We start from the raw sequence: 17,736 nt of genomic DNA on the forward strand, positions 1-17,736 counted from the left end.
CACAAAACAAAACGAAATATTTGTTTCGTATGCAGAGTCGCCAGCATCTGCAATAGGGAAAGAAAAAGCGTGGGAAATAATCAAAAAGCCTATTAAGCTATGAAATATCGGAATCAATCCTTTATAGGGAGACGTACGAAGAATTTTTATTAGAGGTCTCTGTTCAACGATTGAGCGAGCAAGAACAACAGTTTGCCAAGGAAATGATTAGAGCGGCTCAGAATTCCTCTGACATAATGAATGTCATCTATCAATTAAACACCTACTTCCGAGAATGAATCCCAATGCGGTTTCCTTCGCTATCGAGGATCAGCCCCATGTAGCCGTATTCTTCTGAGATCTGTGTTTTAGGAACGAGCACTTGTCCGCCAGCGGCACTTACTTTTTCCAATTCTTTGGCCACATCGCCTACGGCAGAAGTGAAGTAGATCAGCACGCCATTGTCCAACGGTTTGTAGAACTCAGAATTATGAACCAACGCGCCACCGCTTCCCATTCCTTCAGCGACCGAAGGAAACATGGCCATATCCAATTGCGGCATTTTCATCCGGTGGAATTCAAATCCGAAAACATCCTTGTAAAACTGAATGGCGCGTTCCATATCTCCAGTTGGAATCTCAAACCATCCGACAACATTCTTATTCATAGTCCTTTGCGTTTGTTGGAAACGAAAGGTAAGAAACAAGCTAACTTCGGAGCGTGAAAACCACGCTCTACAGTCGTTGCCTGGAATTAGCTTCCGAAAAGGTGAATGCCTTGGAAGCTGAACTTGCTTCCATGCGCGATGCCATGCAGACCGAAAGCAAAAGCACCGCTGGCGATAAGCACGAAACGGGTCGTGCCATGATACACTTGGAGCAGGAAAAACTCCAAAAACAATTAGCAGAAGCAAAAGCGGTTGTCGCAGAATTGGAGCAGATAAAACCCGACCAAACATTCGAAACCGTTCAGAAAGGCGCGTTGGTGCAGACCAACCGAGCCACGTTTTTCATTGCAGTTGGATTGGGCAGGATCAACCAGAACGGAACAGACGTTTTTGTGGTTTCTCGCCCATCGCAAAACAGATGTTGGGAAAACGGTCGGGCGAAAGCTTCAACATGAATGGAACGGAATATGCGATTACCTCAATTCAATAGATGAAAACAGCATTGCTTTCCACATTCCTTGTTCTGTTCTCGGCACACGAATTCCACTTGTCGCTTACGGAGATCAATCACAATATCGAGAACAAAACCCTCGAGATTTCCATCAAGCTTTTTACGGACGACCTTTTAACCGCCTTACAACAAGCGGGAGCACCCAAAATGGAACTCGGAACGGAGAACGAACCACCAGAAGCCAACGAATACATCGAAAGCTATTTGAAACGCCATTTCAAACTCACCATCAACGGCAAACCGACCGATTTCCTCTACCTCGGAAAAGAAGCCGAACTCGATGCCACGTGGTGCTACGTGGAGGTAAAAGACGTGAAGAAAGTACAATCACTGGAAGTTGAAAACAGCTTTCTGCTCGAAGCCTTTGACGATCAAACCAATATGGTCAACCTCAACATCAACGGCCGCAAAAAGAGTGGCCTTGCCCGAAAGGGCAATACCAAACTCAAATTCGAGTTCTAAGTACTTTGATTTCCTGCGGAAAGCGAGTTTATTTTTTCACAGAGACCAATGGAGAGATAGAGTTTCACAGAGAATGTTGTTTTGCAGAACCTAAGAGGGTAACAGGAACCGCGTTCCTCCTTTTAAAGCCTGTACTGAGCAAGGTCGAAGTAGAGGTGGGCCGACTCGCGTAGCGGTCGGGTCGGAGGATTTTTAGAACCGCTGTCTGTGCAATTTGCAGCGTACTTGTAATTTGCGAAGAAACAGTAACAAGCACATTGAACCTATAGCATGCTCACCCGCGAACAGGAGGCCGAATTCATCCGCAAGGCGCAGAAGGATATCAACGCCTTCGGGCCGCTTTACGATGTGCATTTCAGCACCGTTTTCGGGTTCATTTTCAAACGGGTTCGAGATCAGGCACTCACGGGCGAACTCACCTCGCTCGTCTTTCTAAAGGCCATCAACGCGCTGCCCAAATACCAGATCACGGGCGCACCGTTCTCTTCGTGGCTCGTTCAAATTGCCCTCAACGAAGTGCGGCAATATCAGCGCAGAACCAACAAGAACACGTCCGTGCCGCTGAGCCATGCCGATCTGCATGCCGTGTTCGATGGGCTGGACGAAAAACACGAGCACGAACGCAATCTCGAACTGCTCCTGCACGCCCTCAATGAACTGGATGAAGAAGCCACCGTTTCTATAGAGATGCGTTACTTTGAAGGGCGGTCGTTCAAAGAAATGGCAGAGATCTTGAGCCTATCTGCCGACAACGCCAAGGTGCGCACCTACCGCGCCCTCGACCGACTAAGAACAATAATGACCAACTTCGGCCACTCCAAATGACGCGCTACCACGCAAATACCGAAACCGACAAGAAGAGCTCCTTCAACGAGGTTCCTTCCGAAGAGGAAATGAGCCGCTACAAGGATTTCGGCAAGCTCACGCACAATTACCAGCGCATGACCGAACCGCTCTACAAGCGCCCCATTTACCGCTACCGAAAAGGATTTCTCATCATCCTGCTCGTACTCCTCGTGCTCTGGCTCATCATCGAATTCGGCTAACCGTTCGTTTCTCGCAAAGGCGCTAAGACACAAAGAAGAACATTGAAAAACCGTCATGTCAGGAAGCACGTCTCACAGACCATCCACGCGGGTTGTTGAAAACGTGTTCAAAACTCACCCCCCCGTTCCTTGTGGTTTCAAAAACCATTTCCTGAACTTTAATCAACAAAACGGAAACAACCATGAGCGATTCAAAAATTGATTACCTGAACCCCTACGCCACGTTGGCGCAGCAGCACAAAGATGGTCTTGATGCCATCATCACTTCCATTGGTACTGGAGGCCCTGGTACGGTTAGCTTGGATGACCTTGTTGATGCTGTCTATGATTATCTGACAACGGTTTACACGCAGCTAACAAGTCCAGAGGGGGAGAACACCACCCGAACTACTATCATCAATGCCATCAATGGATATTTGGATAATGGAGGTTCATCTCCGTACCTACGCACATTGCAATCTGGACCTGTTGCATTGTTGAGTAATCAATTTGACCGCATGTTCGATGCGTCAAGGGCTGCCCAACACTTGAAAGGTAATGCTGGAAGACGACAGATGGTAATTGCTCTCGGACAGGCAGATGCCGAATATTGGGGCAATCAGATTGATACTTCTGGCTCTTGGATTGCATACATGAGCACTAACTCCGCAATAGACCTGGCAAGCCTACCTTTCTGGGTAGACGCAGCTATGTTTGGAGCACAGTTCGACTATTATCAGGTCAATGCCACTGATTCCATGTCTACATCTCTGGTGTATGTTTCTGCCCTTACAGGGAGTTTGGCCGTTGCTGCTGGTAAAGTTGTATTCGGATGGGTTCCTAAACAAAAAGCAGTAAGTGGATCTACGGCTATTAAAATTGCCACGGCAATCTCGAAGGATCCGGGAATTTTAATTCGACCAAGTTCATCTGGAGGTGTAACAACCCCTGGATTAACTCCTACTAATGCCAAGGTTTACCAATATTGCTGTGATAATGGAGTGCAAGGAGAACTTGTTGCTGATAATGAGAATGATGCATACGATATCCTAAATATTGCTGGGAATCTGATGGGCACACAATGTAGCCTAAGCAGTAATTCAGACGCAAGCTAATTCAATGTTGTAAACAATGCGATTCTTAACTCTTTTCGCAATTCTTGCATACTGCTTCTCTCCTGCATTTACGTTTGGACAAGGTGTTGAACTGTGTGTAATATATACTGAATCCCATGCTGAGAATTTTTACTCTACACATATATCTGATATTGAAACTGGCTACCAGCGTGATTCAATAATGTTTTTATTTAAATGTGAAGAAGAATCAGTAATTAATGAGTTCAAAAATTGGGCCCTGTCCAACAACTTTGTTGTTTCTGTTAAATTAAATCCTTTGGAACAGGGTAAATCCGATAGTTGGATTCTGGTGAAACACAAACTCGAGAAGGTGGGATTTTACTATGCATACTTCCTTATCAATAAGGTCGCTGAAAGAAAGTCCGTATTGAAAATTGATGATTGTGGGTCAATCGCATACAAGTAATGAGTTGAACTCTATGTGGTTAATCGGTCTTTTTGGAAATAATTCAGTTAATCTGAAAGGGTTTCTATTTACCTTCCACCACAGTATTTACATTTGGTTGTGAGAACAGACGGAGAAGTTTACATCGAGAAGATTGTCGTGCAGTAGTTCACGGTCTAAGAATCATCTAATAAAGACGCGATTAATCGCGTCTTTACGATTCGCGAAAATCAGTCCAATCCGTTTCATCCGTGTTCCATTCTCTGTTTCTCTGCGCCTCTGCGTGAAATAAATCTGTTCCCTTTTTCTTTTCCTGCATTCTATTAGCAAGGACACCCAGATTTCCGGCCGGTTATCAGTCCAAAAACCACCACACACTCCCGTCCCGATAATTATCGGGAGCTATCGGGAGGTGCTGGACAAGGATTGTATTAACCAAAACTCAACATCATGGCTGGACAACAAGAAACACCAAGACAGAAAATGATCGGGATGATGTATCTCGTTCTAACCGCGCTGCTGGCGCTCAACATTTCCAAAGACATTCTCGATGCGTTTGTCATTGTGAACCAGAGCCTTGCGGCAAGCTCCGAAACAACGGGCAAAAAGATGAATGCGCTCTACACCGATTTCGATCTGGCTATGGCCATCGACTCAGAAAAAGTGGGTCAATATTGGGACCGTTCGCAAAAGGCGCGCGAAAAGGCGCAGGAGCTCAACACGTTCATCGATAGCGTTAAAACCACACTCATTTCCAAAACGGAGAAGGTTGAGCGAAGCGTTGCCGATACCATGAGCATGGGCAGCCTTTCCAAAAAGGACGATTACGACATCCCAACCAATATTCTTGTAGGAGAGAAGGAAAATGGCTCCGGTGGTTTGGCAAATGTGCTCAAAACCAAAATTGCCGAGTACCAAAGTTCCATGCGCGAACTGTTGAGCGAAGGCGACAAGCAGTTTTTCAATGAGCGCATCGACCTCTCAGACCGCAAGTTGGCTGATCAGACCTCAACCTGGGAAACCAACAACTTTTATCACACACCGCTGGTGGCTTCGTTGGTCATTCTCTCCAAACTGCAAATGGATGTGGCAGATGTAGAATATGATGTGGTGAGCAAACTCTACCGCTCATTCAACAAGAAGGATTTCTTCTTCGACACCATTGCAGCAACCGTTTTGCCGCAAAGCAATTATGTGCTGCTGGGAGAAGAATATCAGTCGGACATCATTGTGGCGGCTTACAGCAGGACCAAATCACCGACCGTGAAAATCGGCAAACTCAATGAGGAAGGAAATGCGCTGGTATCGTTCGAGGACACGGTCTATACAGAAAACGGGAAGGGCATTTTCAGAAAACGCGCCACTGTCGAAGGGATTTTCACCTATGAAGGAATGGTTGATCTTGTGAACAGCGAAGGAGAAACGCAGAGTTATCCTTTCCGCTCGGAATACATCGTAGCAAGGCCATCGCTTGTGGTTTCCCCTACCAAGATGAACGTGCTGTATCGGGGAATCGAGAACCCTGTAGATATTTCCGTGCCAGGTGTTCCATCCGAGAACATCATAGCCACCATTTCAGGCGGTCATCAACTGATTAAAAAATCAAACGGTAAGTACGTAGCGAAAATGAAGGCCCAGCCAGGCTCTGAAGCAAGCATCTCCGTGTCCGCAAGAATGGCTGACGGAAGCGTTCGCCAAATGGGAAAAATGGAATTTAGGGTGAAACGGCTTCCACGTCCGTTTGCTTATTGGGGGTTTGTGGACCCGGATAAAAGGATGTCGAGTCAGAGCGCGAAGGCCTCGCAAGGTCTTGTGGTACGATACGATGATAGCTTTGTTTTTAATCTCAACTGTACCGCAAGAAAGTTCAGGGTTCTTGTGGTTGACAATCGAGGAGAAGTAGTTGGTCGTTCAACAAACTATGGTGCAAGATTTAACAATGAGACACAGGAACTCTTAAATAAAGTAAAAAGAGGCTTCAAGGTGTACTTCCTCGGAATAAAAGCCGTTGGAGATGATGGAGTTGAGCACGATTTGGGTGACATCGTTGAAGAAATTATTTAAGAACTGGGAGATGAAGAAGGGAAGAATGTGGATGCTGGGAGTGCTGTCTTTAGTGGTTGTGATTTCCCAATCAGGTTGCTCGCAGACCAAGTTGAATTATGACGAGGTTAAAGAGGGGATCAGTAAGAGAAAGTCAGAGCTAAGTCGCGCTTACAGCGACCCAAAGTGTGATAAGGATTCTGTCGTGCGCTGTGCGCAGCAGTTCCTTTTCACCACCATGACGGCAAAGGTTTTTCCTTGCTGGTACGGAACCAAATGGGATTACAACGGCACCACCGAAAAACCACGAACGGGTCATATTGCCTGTGGCTATTTCGTTACCACGACTATGCGTGATCTAGGGTTTCGTATTCCGCGCGTTCGGTGGGCGCAATTGCCGTCAGAAAGTATGATAAAGGAAATGACCACACCGAGTAACATCAAACGGTATCGGTTTGCCGATATCAAGCATATTGAAAGCGAAATATTTGCTTGGGGCGATGGCCTGTACGTGGTTGGTATGGATAATCACACTGGCTACATCGTGAACCATGGTGGCAAGTGCCAGTTTGTGCACTCGTATTTCTTCAATTGGTCGGGAGGCGTGGTTTCGGAAAACTTGGACACGAACAATCCGTTGCGGTCTTCAGAATACCGCGTGATCGGCAAAATCCTCACGAAGGAAATGGTTCGAAAATGGTTGTTGTCTGAACGGTTTCCGTAATCTATTTCACACTCACCAACGGAGCGGCGGCTTCGGTCATCGCTCCGATTTTCCAAATGGTTTGATCCTGTGATTTTGCCAGTTCGAGGAGTTCGGTTTCGGATTCTGGCTGAACGCAGATCAGCAATCCGCCACTTGTCTGCGGGTCGCAGAGCGTGAAGAGTTGTTCGCCACTCAATTGACTGACCTTCGAAGAGTACGTGCTGAAATTCTTCATCGTCATGTCGGGGTAGATGAACTGGTCGAGGTACGTTTTCAGGTTCTCAATGAGCGGAACATCTGCGTAGTTGATACTTGCCGAAACACCACTTCCTTCGCAAACTTCGATCAAATGCCCAAGAAGCCCAAAACCCGTGATGTCCGTCATGGCGGTTACGCCAGCTAATTTGGAGGCAACGGCACCAAACCGATTCAGCGTTTTCATTTGCTCCACGGCACGTTGATGGTCGGCCACGTCAGCCTTTCCGCGTTTCTGTGCCGCACTCAGAATTCCAACGCCCAAAGGCTTTGTCAAATAGAGCAGATCGCCAGCCTTTGCGGCATCATTTCGCTTCAATTTTTCAAACGAAACTCTTCCGGTTACCGAAAGACCAAAGATGGGTTCGGGCGAATCTATGCTGTGTCCGCCAGCCAATGGAATGCCCGCTTTTTCGCAGATGGAACGCGCGCCTTCCATCACTTTTTGCGCAACCGAAGTGGGAAGTTTATCCACTGGCCAACCGAGCAGTGCAATGGCCATTAAAGGCTCTCCGCCCATGGCGTAAACATCCGATAGCGCATTGGCCGAAGCGATCGCTCCGAAATCGAAAGCATCATCCACAATTGGCATGAAGAAATCGGCTGTGCTGATAATGGCCTCTTCATCGTTTATCTTATAAACAGCTGCATCATCTTTGGTGGTGTTTCCGACCAACAGATTCGGGAATTCTGTAGGTGTGCGATCTGATTGCAGGATCTGCTCCAACACTTGCGGAGAGATTTTGCAGCCGCAACCAGAGCCGTGCGAAAATTGGGTCAGTTTAATGTCTTCATTCATTTTTATCGATGCTGTTCCGTTTGTATGTGCAATTGTGCAAACATCTTTTTGGCCATAGAAACACAGATTTCCACAGAGGTTTTCGCAGAAACAAGAAATATATCTGTGTCAGTTCTGTGTTTCTCTGTGCTTCAGTGGCTATTTCATGTAGAATTGGCCCAAGCAATCAGTTTTTGGGCGTCTTCCTTCAGGTTTTTGCCCTCCAATTCCAGTATAGTTGGTTCGTGTGTCAGGTACTTTTCCTGACTGAAACGATAACGTTTATCGTAGTACGTCAGAAGCAGTTCGGCCACCGCGTGGAGGTTTCCATTTTCCAAAAACTCCAGCGCAGCATTCATGTGCTGCCCACCCAGTTTCTGCTGCAATTTTCGGATGCTTTTCTCTAACGCTTCTTTCGGAGCATTTCCGTAGTCATTCACCAGCCGTTGGATGCGCTTTTCCAACGGAACGTCAATATGAACTACGGTCGAAACATTCATTTTCTGCCAAAGCGATTGCGGCAGATACGCCTTGCCGATGGTCATGCCTTCGCGCTCGATCCAAATGCGTTTGTTCAAATCCAACGCACGCAAATGCGCAAACAGGTCATTCTGAAACTGCTGCGAACTCGGTTGTTCTGGCAGACCGATGTTCCCGAAGGCAGAACCTTTGTGGTTGGCCAGACCTTCGAGGTCAAGGATCTGTTCTCCAGCAGCTTTCAGTTCATGAAGCAGATCGGTTTTTCCACTTCCTGTCGGGCCATCAATTACAATCAGATTTTCGAGATGCGCGAAAGCCGAAAGCGCCTCATTTCGGAAAGCCTTGTAACCACCGGTAAGTACGGAGCATTGCACTCCGTTCTCCTCAAACCACCAAGCGGTTCGGTTGCTCCGCATGCCACCTCGCCAGCAATACACGCCCAATTGGCCGTTGATGGCAGCGGCTTTTGCAGCATCGGCCAAAGCCGCCATTTTCGGTTCCACGAACTCCATTCCCTTGTCAATGGCTGGCTGTTGTCCCTTCTGTTTGTAGATGGTTCCTACAATGGCGCGTTCATCATCCGCAAACAGCGGAATGTTGATGGCACCGGGAATGTGTCCCGCAGCAAATTCGCTGGGTGAACGGACATCGACCACATTCAGATTGATGGTCTGGTCAAGAAATTGGGATGCGGGCAGGTATTCCATTGTCAATGATCAGCGAAGCTATTTCTTTATCGGCTCAATTGCCAAGCATGCAGAAAAGGATTGCCGCAGAAGTCGGATGCTGCCCAGAGCAGGTGGCCAGCACGTTGAAATTGTTGGAAGGAGGTGCCACGGTTCCGTTCATTTCGCGTTATCGGAAAGAAGCCACAGGCGGATTGGACGAGGTACAGATCGGGAACATTAAGGATCTGCATGAGCGACTGTTGGAACTGGAAAAGCGGAGAGAAACCATTCTTGCTTCGCTGAAAGAGCAGGATGTGCTAACGCGAGAGCTTCGCGAGAAAGTGGAAGCGGCCGCAACGCTTCAGGAGTTGGAAGACCTCTATTTGCCGTATCGCCCGAAGCGGAAAACGCGCGCTACCAAAGCCAAGGAATTGGGATTGGAGCCACTGGCCAAAATCCTCATGGCTCAGAACGAACGGTTCCCAGAAACGGCCGCAGCGCGTTTTGTGAAAGGCGAGGTCGGTTCGGTGGAAGAGGCGTTGCAAGGCGCTCGCGACATCATGGCGGAATGGATGAATGAGAATGCTGCATTACGTTCGAGACTTCGACAGTTGTTCTTGAAGGAAGCAACGATCTCATCCAAAGGTGTAAAAGGAAAGGAAGAGGAAGGCGAGAAATTCCGTGATTATTTCAAGCATGAGGAACAGCTGAGACGCGTTCCATCGCATCGGTTTTTGGCGATGATGCGAGGAGAAAAAGAAGGATTCTTGCGCGTCTCCATTGCACCTACGGAAGAAAGTGCGTTGCAGATACTGGAACGCTTTTTTGTGAAAGGTCACACGGCAAGTTCGGACGAGGTTCGAACAGTGGCCAAAGACGCCTACAAACGGTTGCTGCAACCATCACTCGAAACGGAAATGCGCAGCACATTCAAAGAGCAATCGGACGAGCAGGCCATCAAGGTGTTTGCAGAAAATCTACGGCAATTATTGATGCTTCCGCCATTGGGCGAAAAACGTGTGCTGGCCATCGACCCTGGTTACAGAACGGGTTGCAAAGTGGTCTGTCTTTCGGCACAAGGCGACCTGCTGCACAACGAGAATATCTATCCGCATCCACCACGGAATGAGCGTTCGCAGGCCATTAAAAAGCTGTCAACGTTGGTGGAGCAGCACAAGATCGAGGCGATCGCCATCGGAAACGGAACGGCAAGCCGTGAAACGGAAGCATTGGTCAAAAGCATCCATTTCGACAGAAAAGTGCAGCTTTTTGTGGTGAATGAAGCGGGCGCTTTGGTGTATTCCGCCAGCAAAGTGGCGCGCGATGAGTTTCCGCAATATGACGTGACGGTGCGTGGAGCGGTGAGCATTGGTCGTAGGCTGATCGACCCATTGGCGGAATTGGTGAAGATCGACCCATCAGCAATTGGTGTTGGACAGTACCAGCATGATGTCGATCAAAAGATGCTGAAAACCTCGCTCGACCGTGTGACGGAAAGCTGTGTGAATCAGGTTGGCGTAAATCTCAACACAGCAAGTCAATATTTGCTGAATCAGGTGTCTGGACTTGGGCCGCAATTAGCGGAGAACATTCTCGAATACCGAAAGCAGAATGGTCCGTTTTCATCGCGTGAGCAACTAAAAGAAGTTCCCCGATTAGGTGCCAAAGCATTTGAACAGGCCGCAGGGTTCTTGCGGATCTCTGACGGGAAAAATCCATTGGACAATTCAGCCGTTCACCCAGAAAGCTATTCCATTGTAAAGCGAATGGCCAAAGACCTGAAGGTTTCGGTGGATGAGTTGCTTGGAAATGAGGAATTGGTCAACGCGATCAACCTCTCCAATTACGTTACTGCCGAGGTCGGTCTGCCAACGCTGGAAGACATCAAAGAAGAGTTGCTAAAACCCGGTCGCGACCCAAGACGCATCATCAAATTATTTGAGTTTGATGAGAACATCAAATCCATCAACGACCTCATTCCGGGAATGGAATTGCCCGGAATAGTCACGAACATCACCGCATTCGGAGCGTTCGTGGACGTGGGCGCGAAGCAGGACGGTCTGGTGCATATTTCGCAATTGGCAGATGGTTTTGTGAAGAATCCGACCGATGTGGTTTCTGTACATCAGCACGTGAAAGTGCGTGTGTTGGATGTAGATGTTCCGCGAAAGCGCATTTCCCTCTCCATGAAAGGCCTTAACGGATAAGCGTCACTGTTCCGAGCTTCTTGTACTGTCGGTCGCGATAATCTTTGTAAAGAATCTGGTAAACGTACAGTCCCGACTTTACCTCTCGACCTGTTTTCATATCCGTTCCATTCCAACCTTCGGTAATATCATTGGTGTAGAAAAGCTCTTTGCCCCAACGGTCGAAAATGCGGAAATCGAACCAGAAGATGTCTTTTCCATAGGCGTAGAAGACATCATTGACGCGGTCTTTATCTGGCGAGAACGCGGACGGGACATACAAGGTGGTGTACGGAGCGATATACACCGAATCAAGGATCGTGTCCGTACAACCGAACTGGTTGAAAGTGACCAGTGTGATCACCTGCGTTCCTGTATCGGCATACGTGTGTGTCGGGTTCTGGTCATTGGAGAAACCGGAGAAATCACCGAAATCCCATTCCCAATCCACGGCATTGATGGAGAGATCCTCGAATGTGAAGAAAGGCTCGATGGCGGTTGCGTAACTTGGCGTTACCACAAACGAGGATGTCGGACGCGGATTGACGGTGGCCGAATCGGTGGCTTGGGCTGAACAATTTCCCCAAACGACCTGAAGCGTTACACCAAACGTTCCCGCTCCTTGGTAGACAACCGATGGAGATTGATCGGTTGAAACCTGTCCGTCACCAAAACTCCACAAATAGGTCACGCCCGTAGCTGGCACGGAGGAATTATCAAATATGGAAGTGTCGTTCACGCACACATCATCCACCGTAAAACTCACCGTAGGAATCGGCTCCACCGTAATGGTTGTCGATCCCGAATTCACGCAGCCGTTGGCATCGGTTCCCGTTACGGTGTACGTGAAAGTGCCATCAGATGTCGGTACAAAATCGGGATTGGAGATATTGGCGTTGCTCAGTTCCGTGGTTGGATTCCAAACATAGGAAACAGCCCCGGTTGCCATCAGGCTGAGTGTGTCCTCCAAACAGAACGGGTTGTAAGTGCCCGCGTCAACCGTTGGCAGATCATGTACAACTGCCAAAATGCTATCAGTAGTGGAGCAGTTGGAGTTGGTGGCCTCATAATAGAGGTAATAGTTTCCGACACCTGCTGTGGAGGGCGAGAATACCCCAGTGGCGTTTGTCACGCCAGTTCCGGACCAAGTTCCGCCCGCAGGCGAAAAGCCCGATAGCGTGACATCGGCATCATCCACGCAGTTCTCAATATCAGAGCCTGGATCAACAACAGGAGCTGCAATGACCGCGATGGAAACAGCGTTGCTTGCTACGCTGGTACAACCGTACTGTGTGCCTTCCACCGTTATGCTGTTGCCAGAGACCAGACCTGTGGTTGTCCATGTTTCGGAGGAAGTGTTCTGAACGGTCGTGCTTCCATCAAAGAACTCATAGCTGTCCAATCCGGCAGGATTTGCCGTGAATGTGATCGATTCTCCCTCGCATATTTCCGTGACCGGAGCACTTAGCGTCACACTCAGGTAAGGACTGACAACCGTAACGATGGCATTGCTCGGATCGCTCACGCAGCCATCGGTGCTTGTTCCTATCACGGAAACCGATGTTCCCGTAACCAGCGAACTGGTCTGGTAAAGATTGGAAGCGCCACTTTGAACAGATGCCACGCCTTCGAAGAATTCGTAGTTGGCCAAGCCGATAGGTAGCGCGGTGAAAATGAGTTGGTCGCCATCACAGATGCTGTCATTCGGGTCGGAACTGACAAGCGAAACCTGCGGAATCGGGTCAACTTGGGTCACAATCGGTTGGCTTGCGGGACTCGCACATCCGTTCTGCGTAGCAATCACCGTAATGCTGTTGTTCACGGGAACCGTTCCGAACAGAATTTCGCTCGTGCCGCTTTGCAGCGAGTTGGTTCCATTGAAGAATTCGTAGTTATCCAGCCCTGCGGGCGATGCCGTGAACGTGATGGTCGCTCCAGCACAGATCTCATTGTCCGAATCATCAGATGTGAGCGTAACCGTAGGAATCGGATTCACCGTGGGGATGATCGTATCACTCGGATTCGCGAAGCAGCTTCCTACAAATGCTTCCACCCAAATGCTGTCTCCCTGCTGAATCGTTGCGCTGGTGAAAGTGTTGCTTGCTCCATTCTGAGCCGACACACCATCAATGAAGAATTCGTAGTTGTCGTAGGTCGATGGGTTGGCCGTGAACGTGATCGGGTCGCCATCGCAGATGGTGGTACTGCTGGCGGTCAGCGTTACATTATAAACGCTCGACTGAACAGTTACCTGCGTTGAATCGGTCACGGGGCCGCAGCATGCGGTAAGCACCGTTACTTTCACCCAATACGTTCCCGGAGTTCCGAAATAGACATCAGATGTGGTGGTAACAGAAGCTCCAGATTCCGTGGCCGGTGCAGCCGCTGGGCCGAAATCCCAATCGTACTGGCTGCCAATAAGCGTGGTTGTGAACTGATTCGGGCAGCCCGCATCAACGGTCGGGTTGGCAGGGGAAATCGTTGGCAAGGTTGGACCTGAGTTGAAAATCCCGATGAAATCGGTGAAAGTTGTTCCTGCGTAAGTGATCGTTCTTCTTCCTGTGGAAGAATAGGTGACTGCAATAGGGCCGTTGCCAGATGCGGTCTGTGGCGTGGCTCCCGAACCGAAGTTCCACGCACCATTTCCTCCCGTGGCCGAAAAAGACACTTCAGAATTCGTACATCCGTAATTATCAACGTTTATGACTGGCGGATTTCCCGGAACGCCAGTATTGTTCGAAGCTGAAACGGGTGTTCCACTTCCTTCTTCCGCAAGGCTAACGCTTGGGCCAGTTGCTCCAGCACCACCAGCACCACCAGCACCGCCCGCACCGCCCGCACCACCAGCCGCACCAATACTTATCGAACAACCAAAACCAGAGCCACCAGTACCACCAGCGCCTCCTGCACCACCAGCACCACCAGCACCTCCCACACCACCGATTCCTCCCAGACCTGCCGAAAGCGCACAATCCATAATTACTCCCCCGTTTCCGTTGTTCCAGCAGAATATGGCAAACGACCCACCGCCACCTGTGCCGCCCGTACCCCCAGTACCTCCGGAGCCACCGCCACCGCCACCGCCACCAGAACCACCAACATCGTCAGAACCGGGCTGCTGTCGTCCAGCACCGCCCCCACCGCCCCCACCGCCACAGCCATCGCTACCAGCAGTACCGTTTCCTCCGGCAGCACCGGGAAGAAAATATCCTGAAGCATAGGAGCCCGGAACACCCACAGAACCAGCATTTCCGGGGCTTCCAGTTCCTCCCGCCTGACCATTGCTGGGTCCGGAACCTCCGCATCCACCATTATGACTTGAACCGAAAAGCCCACATCCACAGGAAGGGCCGTCTCCGTAATTTCCGCCAGCACCACCGCAACTACCACCACCAGCCTGACCAATAGCCGATGCCTGTGGATTGTGTTTGGCACCTGTACCTCCGTTGCCACCGTTGCTTCCGCCAGCACCACCGGAACCTCCTGCAGGAATGTTCTGTTCATTTGCAGCAGGAAGACCATTTCCACCGGGGCTACCTGGGGTACCGGGTGTTCCCGGAGTTCCCGGAAGACCCGCGCCCGCCTGTCCTGTGGTCACTTCACATCGAACGATGTTGTAACTGCTGCATCCATTGAGGTAGATGCCGTAAACGGAGACCTCCGTTCCAGTTGCATCTGCCACATTGATGGTAAGGTCTTGCAATCGAAATCCAGAGGCGTTCAGACCCGCCAGGCCGACCAAGGCATTGGCGGGGGAAGGTAGCGCGTTGGCAGAGGTACGGTCAATGATGGATGGCGTGGCATTGCTTTTTATCCATGTGGTCGGGTTGAAACCGCCCTCAATGGTCACATCGCTTGGGATGGACAGCGCATTGGTAATGGTGTAAGTGCCAGATGCCAGCCAGAGCACATTATTGGTTGCATTGGCAAGAGTAAGCGCATGGCTCAGGTTGGCAGGGTTGGCGCGCGTTCCTGTGGTTCCGCTGGAAGCTCCGGACGGTGACACGTAAATAATGCCACATTCCTGACCTAAAACCAATGTGGTTGTAAGCAGAAAACACAGAATTCCGTTAATGAGCCACCGAAGGGATCGCATGCTGGGGTCGTGTGGTTTTAAGTACGGGCAAAAGGGTCTCTGGTTGTCTTGAAAAGTACAAAAATGGCAGTTTATGGAGTTGATGCAATGGGCTGGGAAGCAAGCTCGTTTTCGGCAAACTATGAAATACCGACCGTGGATAACATTCGTGCGGTTTACGGAAAGCAAGGTGTGGACCCAACTAAATTTGAACTGCAAAATCAAACCTATGAGAACGACTTACCATCTTTTGGCAATCATATTAATAGCAGTTCTGGCGTCTTCCTGTGCTTCGGTAAAACCGTGCGGAGAGTCTTACACGGAGATGCAGGAATTCTTCCAATCGAAGAAATTCAAGGAAGCGTTTCACGAGCGCGATTCACTCTGTGAGCGGACCTCTGATCTGGAAGGAATTCTGGAGGCCACGGAAAAAGATCTGGCCAAAACCAAAGACGATCTGGAAGCATCGCGCAAGAATGGCGAAAAGCTGCAATCTGATCTGGCAGACAGCAAGAAGGCGTATGATCAGTTGAAGTTGTCTTCGGGAGCGCAGGTGGCCGGGTTGAGCAGCGATCTTGCTGCCAAGCAAGCAGAATTGGACGAGAAAGAACGGCTGCTAAAGAACAGAGAGGAGCGGTTGACCATGCTGGAGGAGATCATCAAGAAACAGGATGAGTTGATGAACGCGCTGAACGACCGCGTGAAAGATGCGTTGATGGGGTTTTCGGATGACGAGTTGAGCGTGGAAATGCGCGATGGAAAGGTTTACGTTTCGATGAGTGACAAACTGCTTTTCAAATCGGGTAGCGATGCGGTGGAACCGAAAGGAGTGGAGGCGTTGAAGAAATTGGCCGGAGTGATGAAGAAGAACACCGACATCAACATGGCCATTGAAGGACACACGGACAGTATTCCGATCAAGACAAACCGCTTTAAGGACAACTGGGATCTGAGTGTGGCGCGGGCTACTTCCGTGGTCCGTATTCTTACCGATGATGGCGTGGATCCGAAACGTCTGGTAGCTTCCGGTAAGGGCGAGTTTGCGCCAAAGGCGGATAATTCCACGAAAGAAGGCCGTGCTGTTAACCGCAGAACGGAAGTTGTGCTTTCGCCAAAGCTCAACGAACTGATGCAGCTGCTTGGGCAGTATTCGCGCTGAGGCTATTGTTTCCTGCCGAGGAAATGGGTGCGGAAACCTCCACCAAGACCACCGGTATTTGTATTCACCTCCAAACTATCGGTGCTGAAAAACTGGACGGAGAAATAATTTGAAGGACTTCCGATGCCTGAAAGCATGGAATAACCGTCCTCTCCGATGGTCATTTCAGTAGCATCCACACGAATGGACGAATCGCCTACCGCAACCACCGTAACGGTATCCGTGGTATCCGTGGTGTGACTCGGTTCTCCCAACATCCACGAAGTGGAAGTGCGTGGGCCAATGTACGTTCCAACAAACCCATCACGGTAGTCAGCTGCGTGTTCCTTTTTGCAGGAACTGAAGCCGACTGCAATCAAAAGGGCTGCGAGTGAAACAAAACACAGGAGTCTCATAGTTGGTAGCTAAGATAAACACCCACTTGCTTCTGTGTATTCGAAAAAGGAACGATGCTCAACCCTTTCACCAGCGGTTTTCGGTGGTGCAGCCAAGGCACCAGGTAGCCAATGGTTCCACCAATGATGTAGCCTGCAATGATGTCTGTGGGGAAGTGTTTTCCAGCCTCATAGCGCAGCATACCTACCGCAGCGGGGAAGAGGATCGCGCCAGTCCAGACCAAGGCTTTGTGCGTTTCGTTGTCTGAGTAATCGGAAAACACCTTGGCCGTGGTGAAGCAGAGGGCGGCCGTTATGGAGGTGTGGCCAGAGAAGAAGGAAAGCCGCGCATCTCGGTCGGTCTTGTACGACACGTCCACATCCTTATTGTAAACGAACGGCCGAGGCCTTCTCACGGCCGTTTTGGCCAATTCGGTCACGCCAAGCGTAAGCAAAGCCGTTTCGGCATAGATGAAACCCACGGCAAGGAAATCCTTACGCGCCCGTTTGTTTATCATCAAAAACGCAGGAAGCGTGATGGAGCCATAAAGCATGATATCGCTTGCCAGATCGGCCTTCGGGTTCCAACGATGTACCGCGCTCATGTCAAGCCCAGGGAGCGCATACGGGTCGAGTGCATTGATCTGTGCAGCTGTCAGCGGCTGTATCTGGTAATCCGCGAAAACGCCACCCGCAGCGATCAACCCGCTGCCAGAGGCATAGATAAGTTCACGCTTCCAGTTGAAATTGTAAGGGCTTTCCGCTTCTTGGGAATAAACCTGACCAAGGATGGTAAGGCCAAGCAACACAGACAGGAGAAACGGCTTCAGCGGACGCATGGGAACAA

Annotated in this window: 16 protein-coding genes; 10 read left to right on the forward strand and 6 right to left on the reverse strand. The window is 49.7% G+C overall.

From position 1 onward, the window contains the following. Positions 1-262: 262 nt before the first annotated feature. Positions 263-646, reverse strand: a complete 384-nt coding sequence (locus tag GC178_17335) for a VOC family protein (GenBank protein MBI1289334.1) — start codon at positions 644-646, stop codon at positions 263-265. A gap of 53 nt (positions 647-699) precedes the next feature. On the opposite strand from GC178_17335, the gene GC178_17340 reads away from it, so the two are divergent. The 8 genes from GC178_17340 (at position 700) to GC178_17375 (ending at position 6,932) form a co-directional block, all read left to right on the forward strand. After that, complete coding sequence (locus GC178_17340; GenBank protein MBI1289335.1) at positions 700-1,101, forward strand: 3-oxoacyl-ACP synthase; 402 nt, start codon at positions 700-702, stop codon at positions 1,099-1,101. Positions 1,102-1,136: 35 nt separating this feature from the next. Beyond that, positions 1,137-1,619 carry a hypothetical protein gene (locus GC178_17345; protein MBI1289336.1) on the forward strand — a complete coding sequence of 161 codons (483 nt, stop codon included), beginning with the start codon at positions 1,137-1,139 and terminating at the stop codon, positions 1,617-1,619. Between the two features lie 270 nt (positions 1,620-1,889). Continuing rightward, positions 1,890-2,444 (forward strand): sigma-70 family RNA polymerase sigma factor, encoded by a 555-nt coding sequence (locus tag GC178_17350; protein MBI1289337.1) that lies wholly within the window; start codon positions 1,890-1,892, stop codon positions 2,442-2,444. Then, a complete protein-coding gene (locus GC178_17355) occupies positions 2,441-2,665 on the forward strand; it encodes a hypothetical protein (protein MBI1289338.1) in 225 nt (74 codons plus the stop codon). Before GC178_17350 ends, GC178_17355 begins: the two co-directional genes overlap by 4 nt. A gap of 182 nt (positions 2,666-2,847) precedes the next feature. Next, positions 2,848-3,759, forward strand: coding sequence for a hypothetical protein (locus GC178_17360; GenBank protein ID MBI1289339.1), 912 nt, complete (start codon positions 2,848-2,850; stop codon positions 3,757-3,759). A 16-nt stretch (positions 3,760-3,775) separates the two neighbouring features. Continuing rightward, complete coding sequence (locus GC178_17365; GenBank protein ID MBI1289340.1) at positions 3,776-4,186, forward strand: hypothetical protein; 411 nt, start codon at positions 3,776-3,778, stop codon at positions 4,184-4,186. A gap of 429 nt (positions 4,187-4,615) precedes the next feature. Then, a complete protein-coding gene (gene gldM / locus GC178_17370) occupies positions 4,616-6,229 on the forward strand; it encodes a gliding motility protein GldM (protein MBI1289341.1) in 1,614 nt (537 codons plus the stop codon). Positions 6,230-6,239: 10 nt separating this feature from the next. Further along, positions 6,240-6,932: a hypothetical protein gene (locus GC178_17375; GenBank protein MBI1289342.1), complete on the forward strand. Its 693-nt coding sequence runs from the start codon at positions 6,240-6,242 to the stop codon at positions 6,930-6,932. 1 nt (position 6,933) lies between these two features. Here GC178_17375 and selD read toward each other — a convergent pair whose 3' ends face one another. Further along, positions 6,934-7,968, reverse strand: coding sequence for a selenide, water dikinase SelD (selD, locus tag GC178_17380; GenBank protein ID MBI1289343.1), 1,035 nt, complete (start codon positions 7,966-7,968; stop codon positions 6,934-6,936). 143 nt (positions 7,969-8,111) lie between these two features. Then, complete coding sequence (mnmH, locus tag GC178_17385; GenBank protein MBI1289344.1) at positions 8,112-9,134, reverse strand: tRNA 2-selenouridine(34) synthase MnmH; 1,023 nt, start codon at positions 9,132-9,134, stop codon at positions 8,112-8,114. A gap of 47 nt (positions 9,135-9,181) precedes the next feature. On the opposite strand from mnmH, the gene GC178_17390 reads away from it, so the two are divergent. Beyond that, on the forward strand, positions 9,182-11,302 hold the full coding sequence (locus tag GC178_17390; protein ID MBI1289345.1) for a S1 RNA-binding domain-containing protein: 2,121 nt from the start codon (positions 9,182-9,184) through the stop codon (positions 11,300-11,302). On the opposite strand, the gene GC178_17395 is transcribed toward GC178_17390, so the two are convergent. Then, positions 11,292-15,377: a PKD domain-containing protein gene (locus tag GC178_17395; protein MBI1289346.1), complete on the reverse strand. Its 4,086-nt coding sequence runs from the start codon at positions 15,375-15,377 to the stop codon at positions 11,292-11,294. The two genes, GC178_17390 and GC178_17395, sit on opposite strands and share 11 nt — an antisense overlap. A 208-nt stretch (positions 15,378-15,585) precedes the next feature. On the opposite strand from GC178_17395, the gene GC178_17400 reads away from it, so the two are divergent. After that, on the forward strand, positions 15,586-16,515 hold the full coding sequence (locus tag GC178_17400) for an OmpA family protein (GenBank protein MBI1289347.1): 930 nt from the start codon (positions 15,586-15,588) through the stop codon (positions 16,513-16,515). 2 nt (positions 16,516-16,517) lie between these two features. Here the strand turns inward: GC178_17400 and GC178_17405 are convergent, their stop codons facing one another. Both GC178_17405 and GC178_17410 read right to left on the reverse strand, forming a co-directional pair. Next, complete coding sequence (locus GC178_17405) at positions 16,518-16,910, reverse strand: hypothetical protein (protein ID MBI1289348.1); 393 nt, start codon at positions 16,908-16,910, stop codon at positions 16,518-16,520. Continuing rightward, positions 16,907-17,728: a phosphatase PAP2 family protein gene (locus GC178_17410; protein ID MBI1289349.1), complete on the reverse strand. Its 822-nt coding sequence runs from the start codon at positions 17,726-17,728 to the stop codon at positions 16,907-16,909. The genes GC178_17405 and GC178_17410 overlap by 4 nt, the downstream gene beginning before the upstream one ends. Between the last annotated feature and the right edge of the window lie 8 nt (positions 17,729-17,736).

The sequence above is a fragment of the Flavobacteriales bacterium genome (assembly GCA_016124845.1).
Classification (GTDB): domain Bacteria; phylum Bacteroidota; class Bacteroidia; order UBA10329; family UBA10329; genus UBA10329.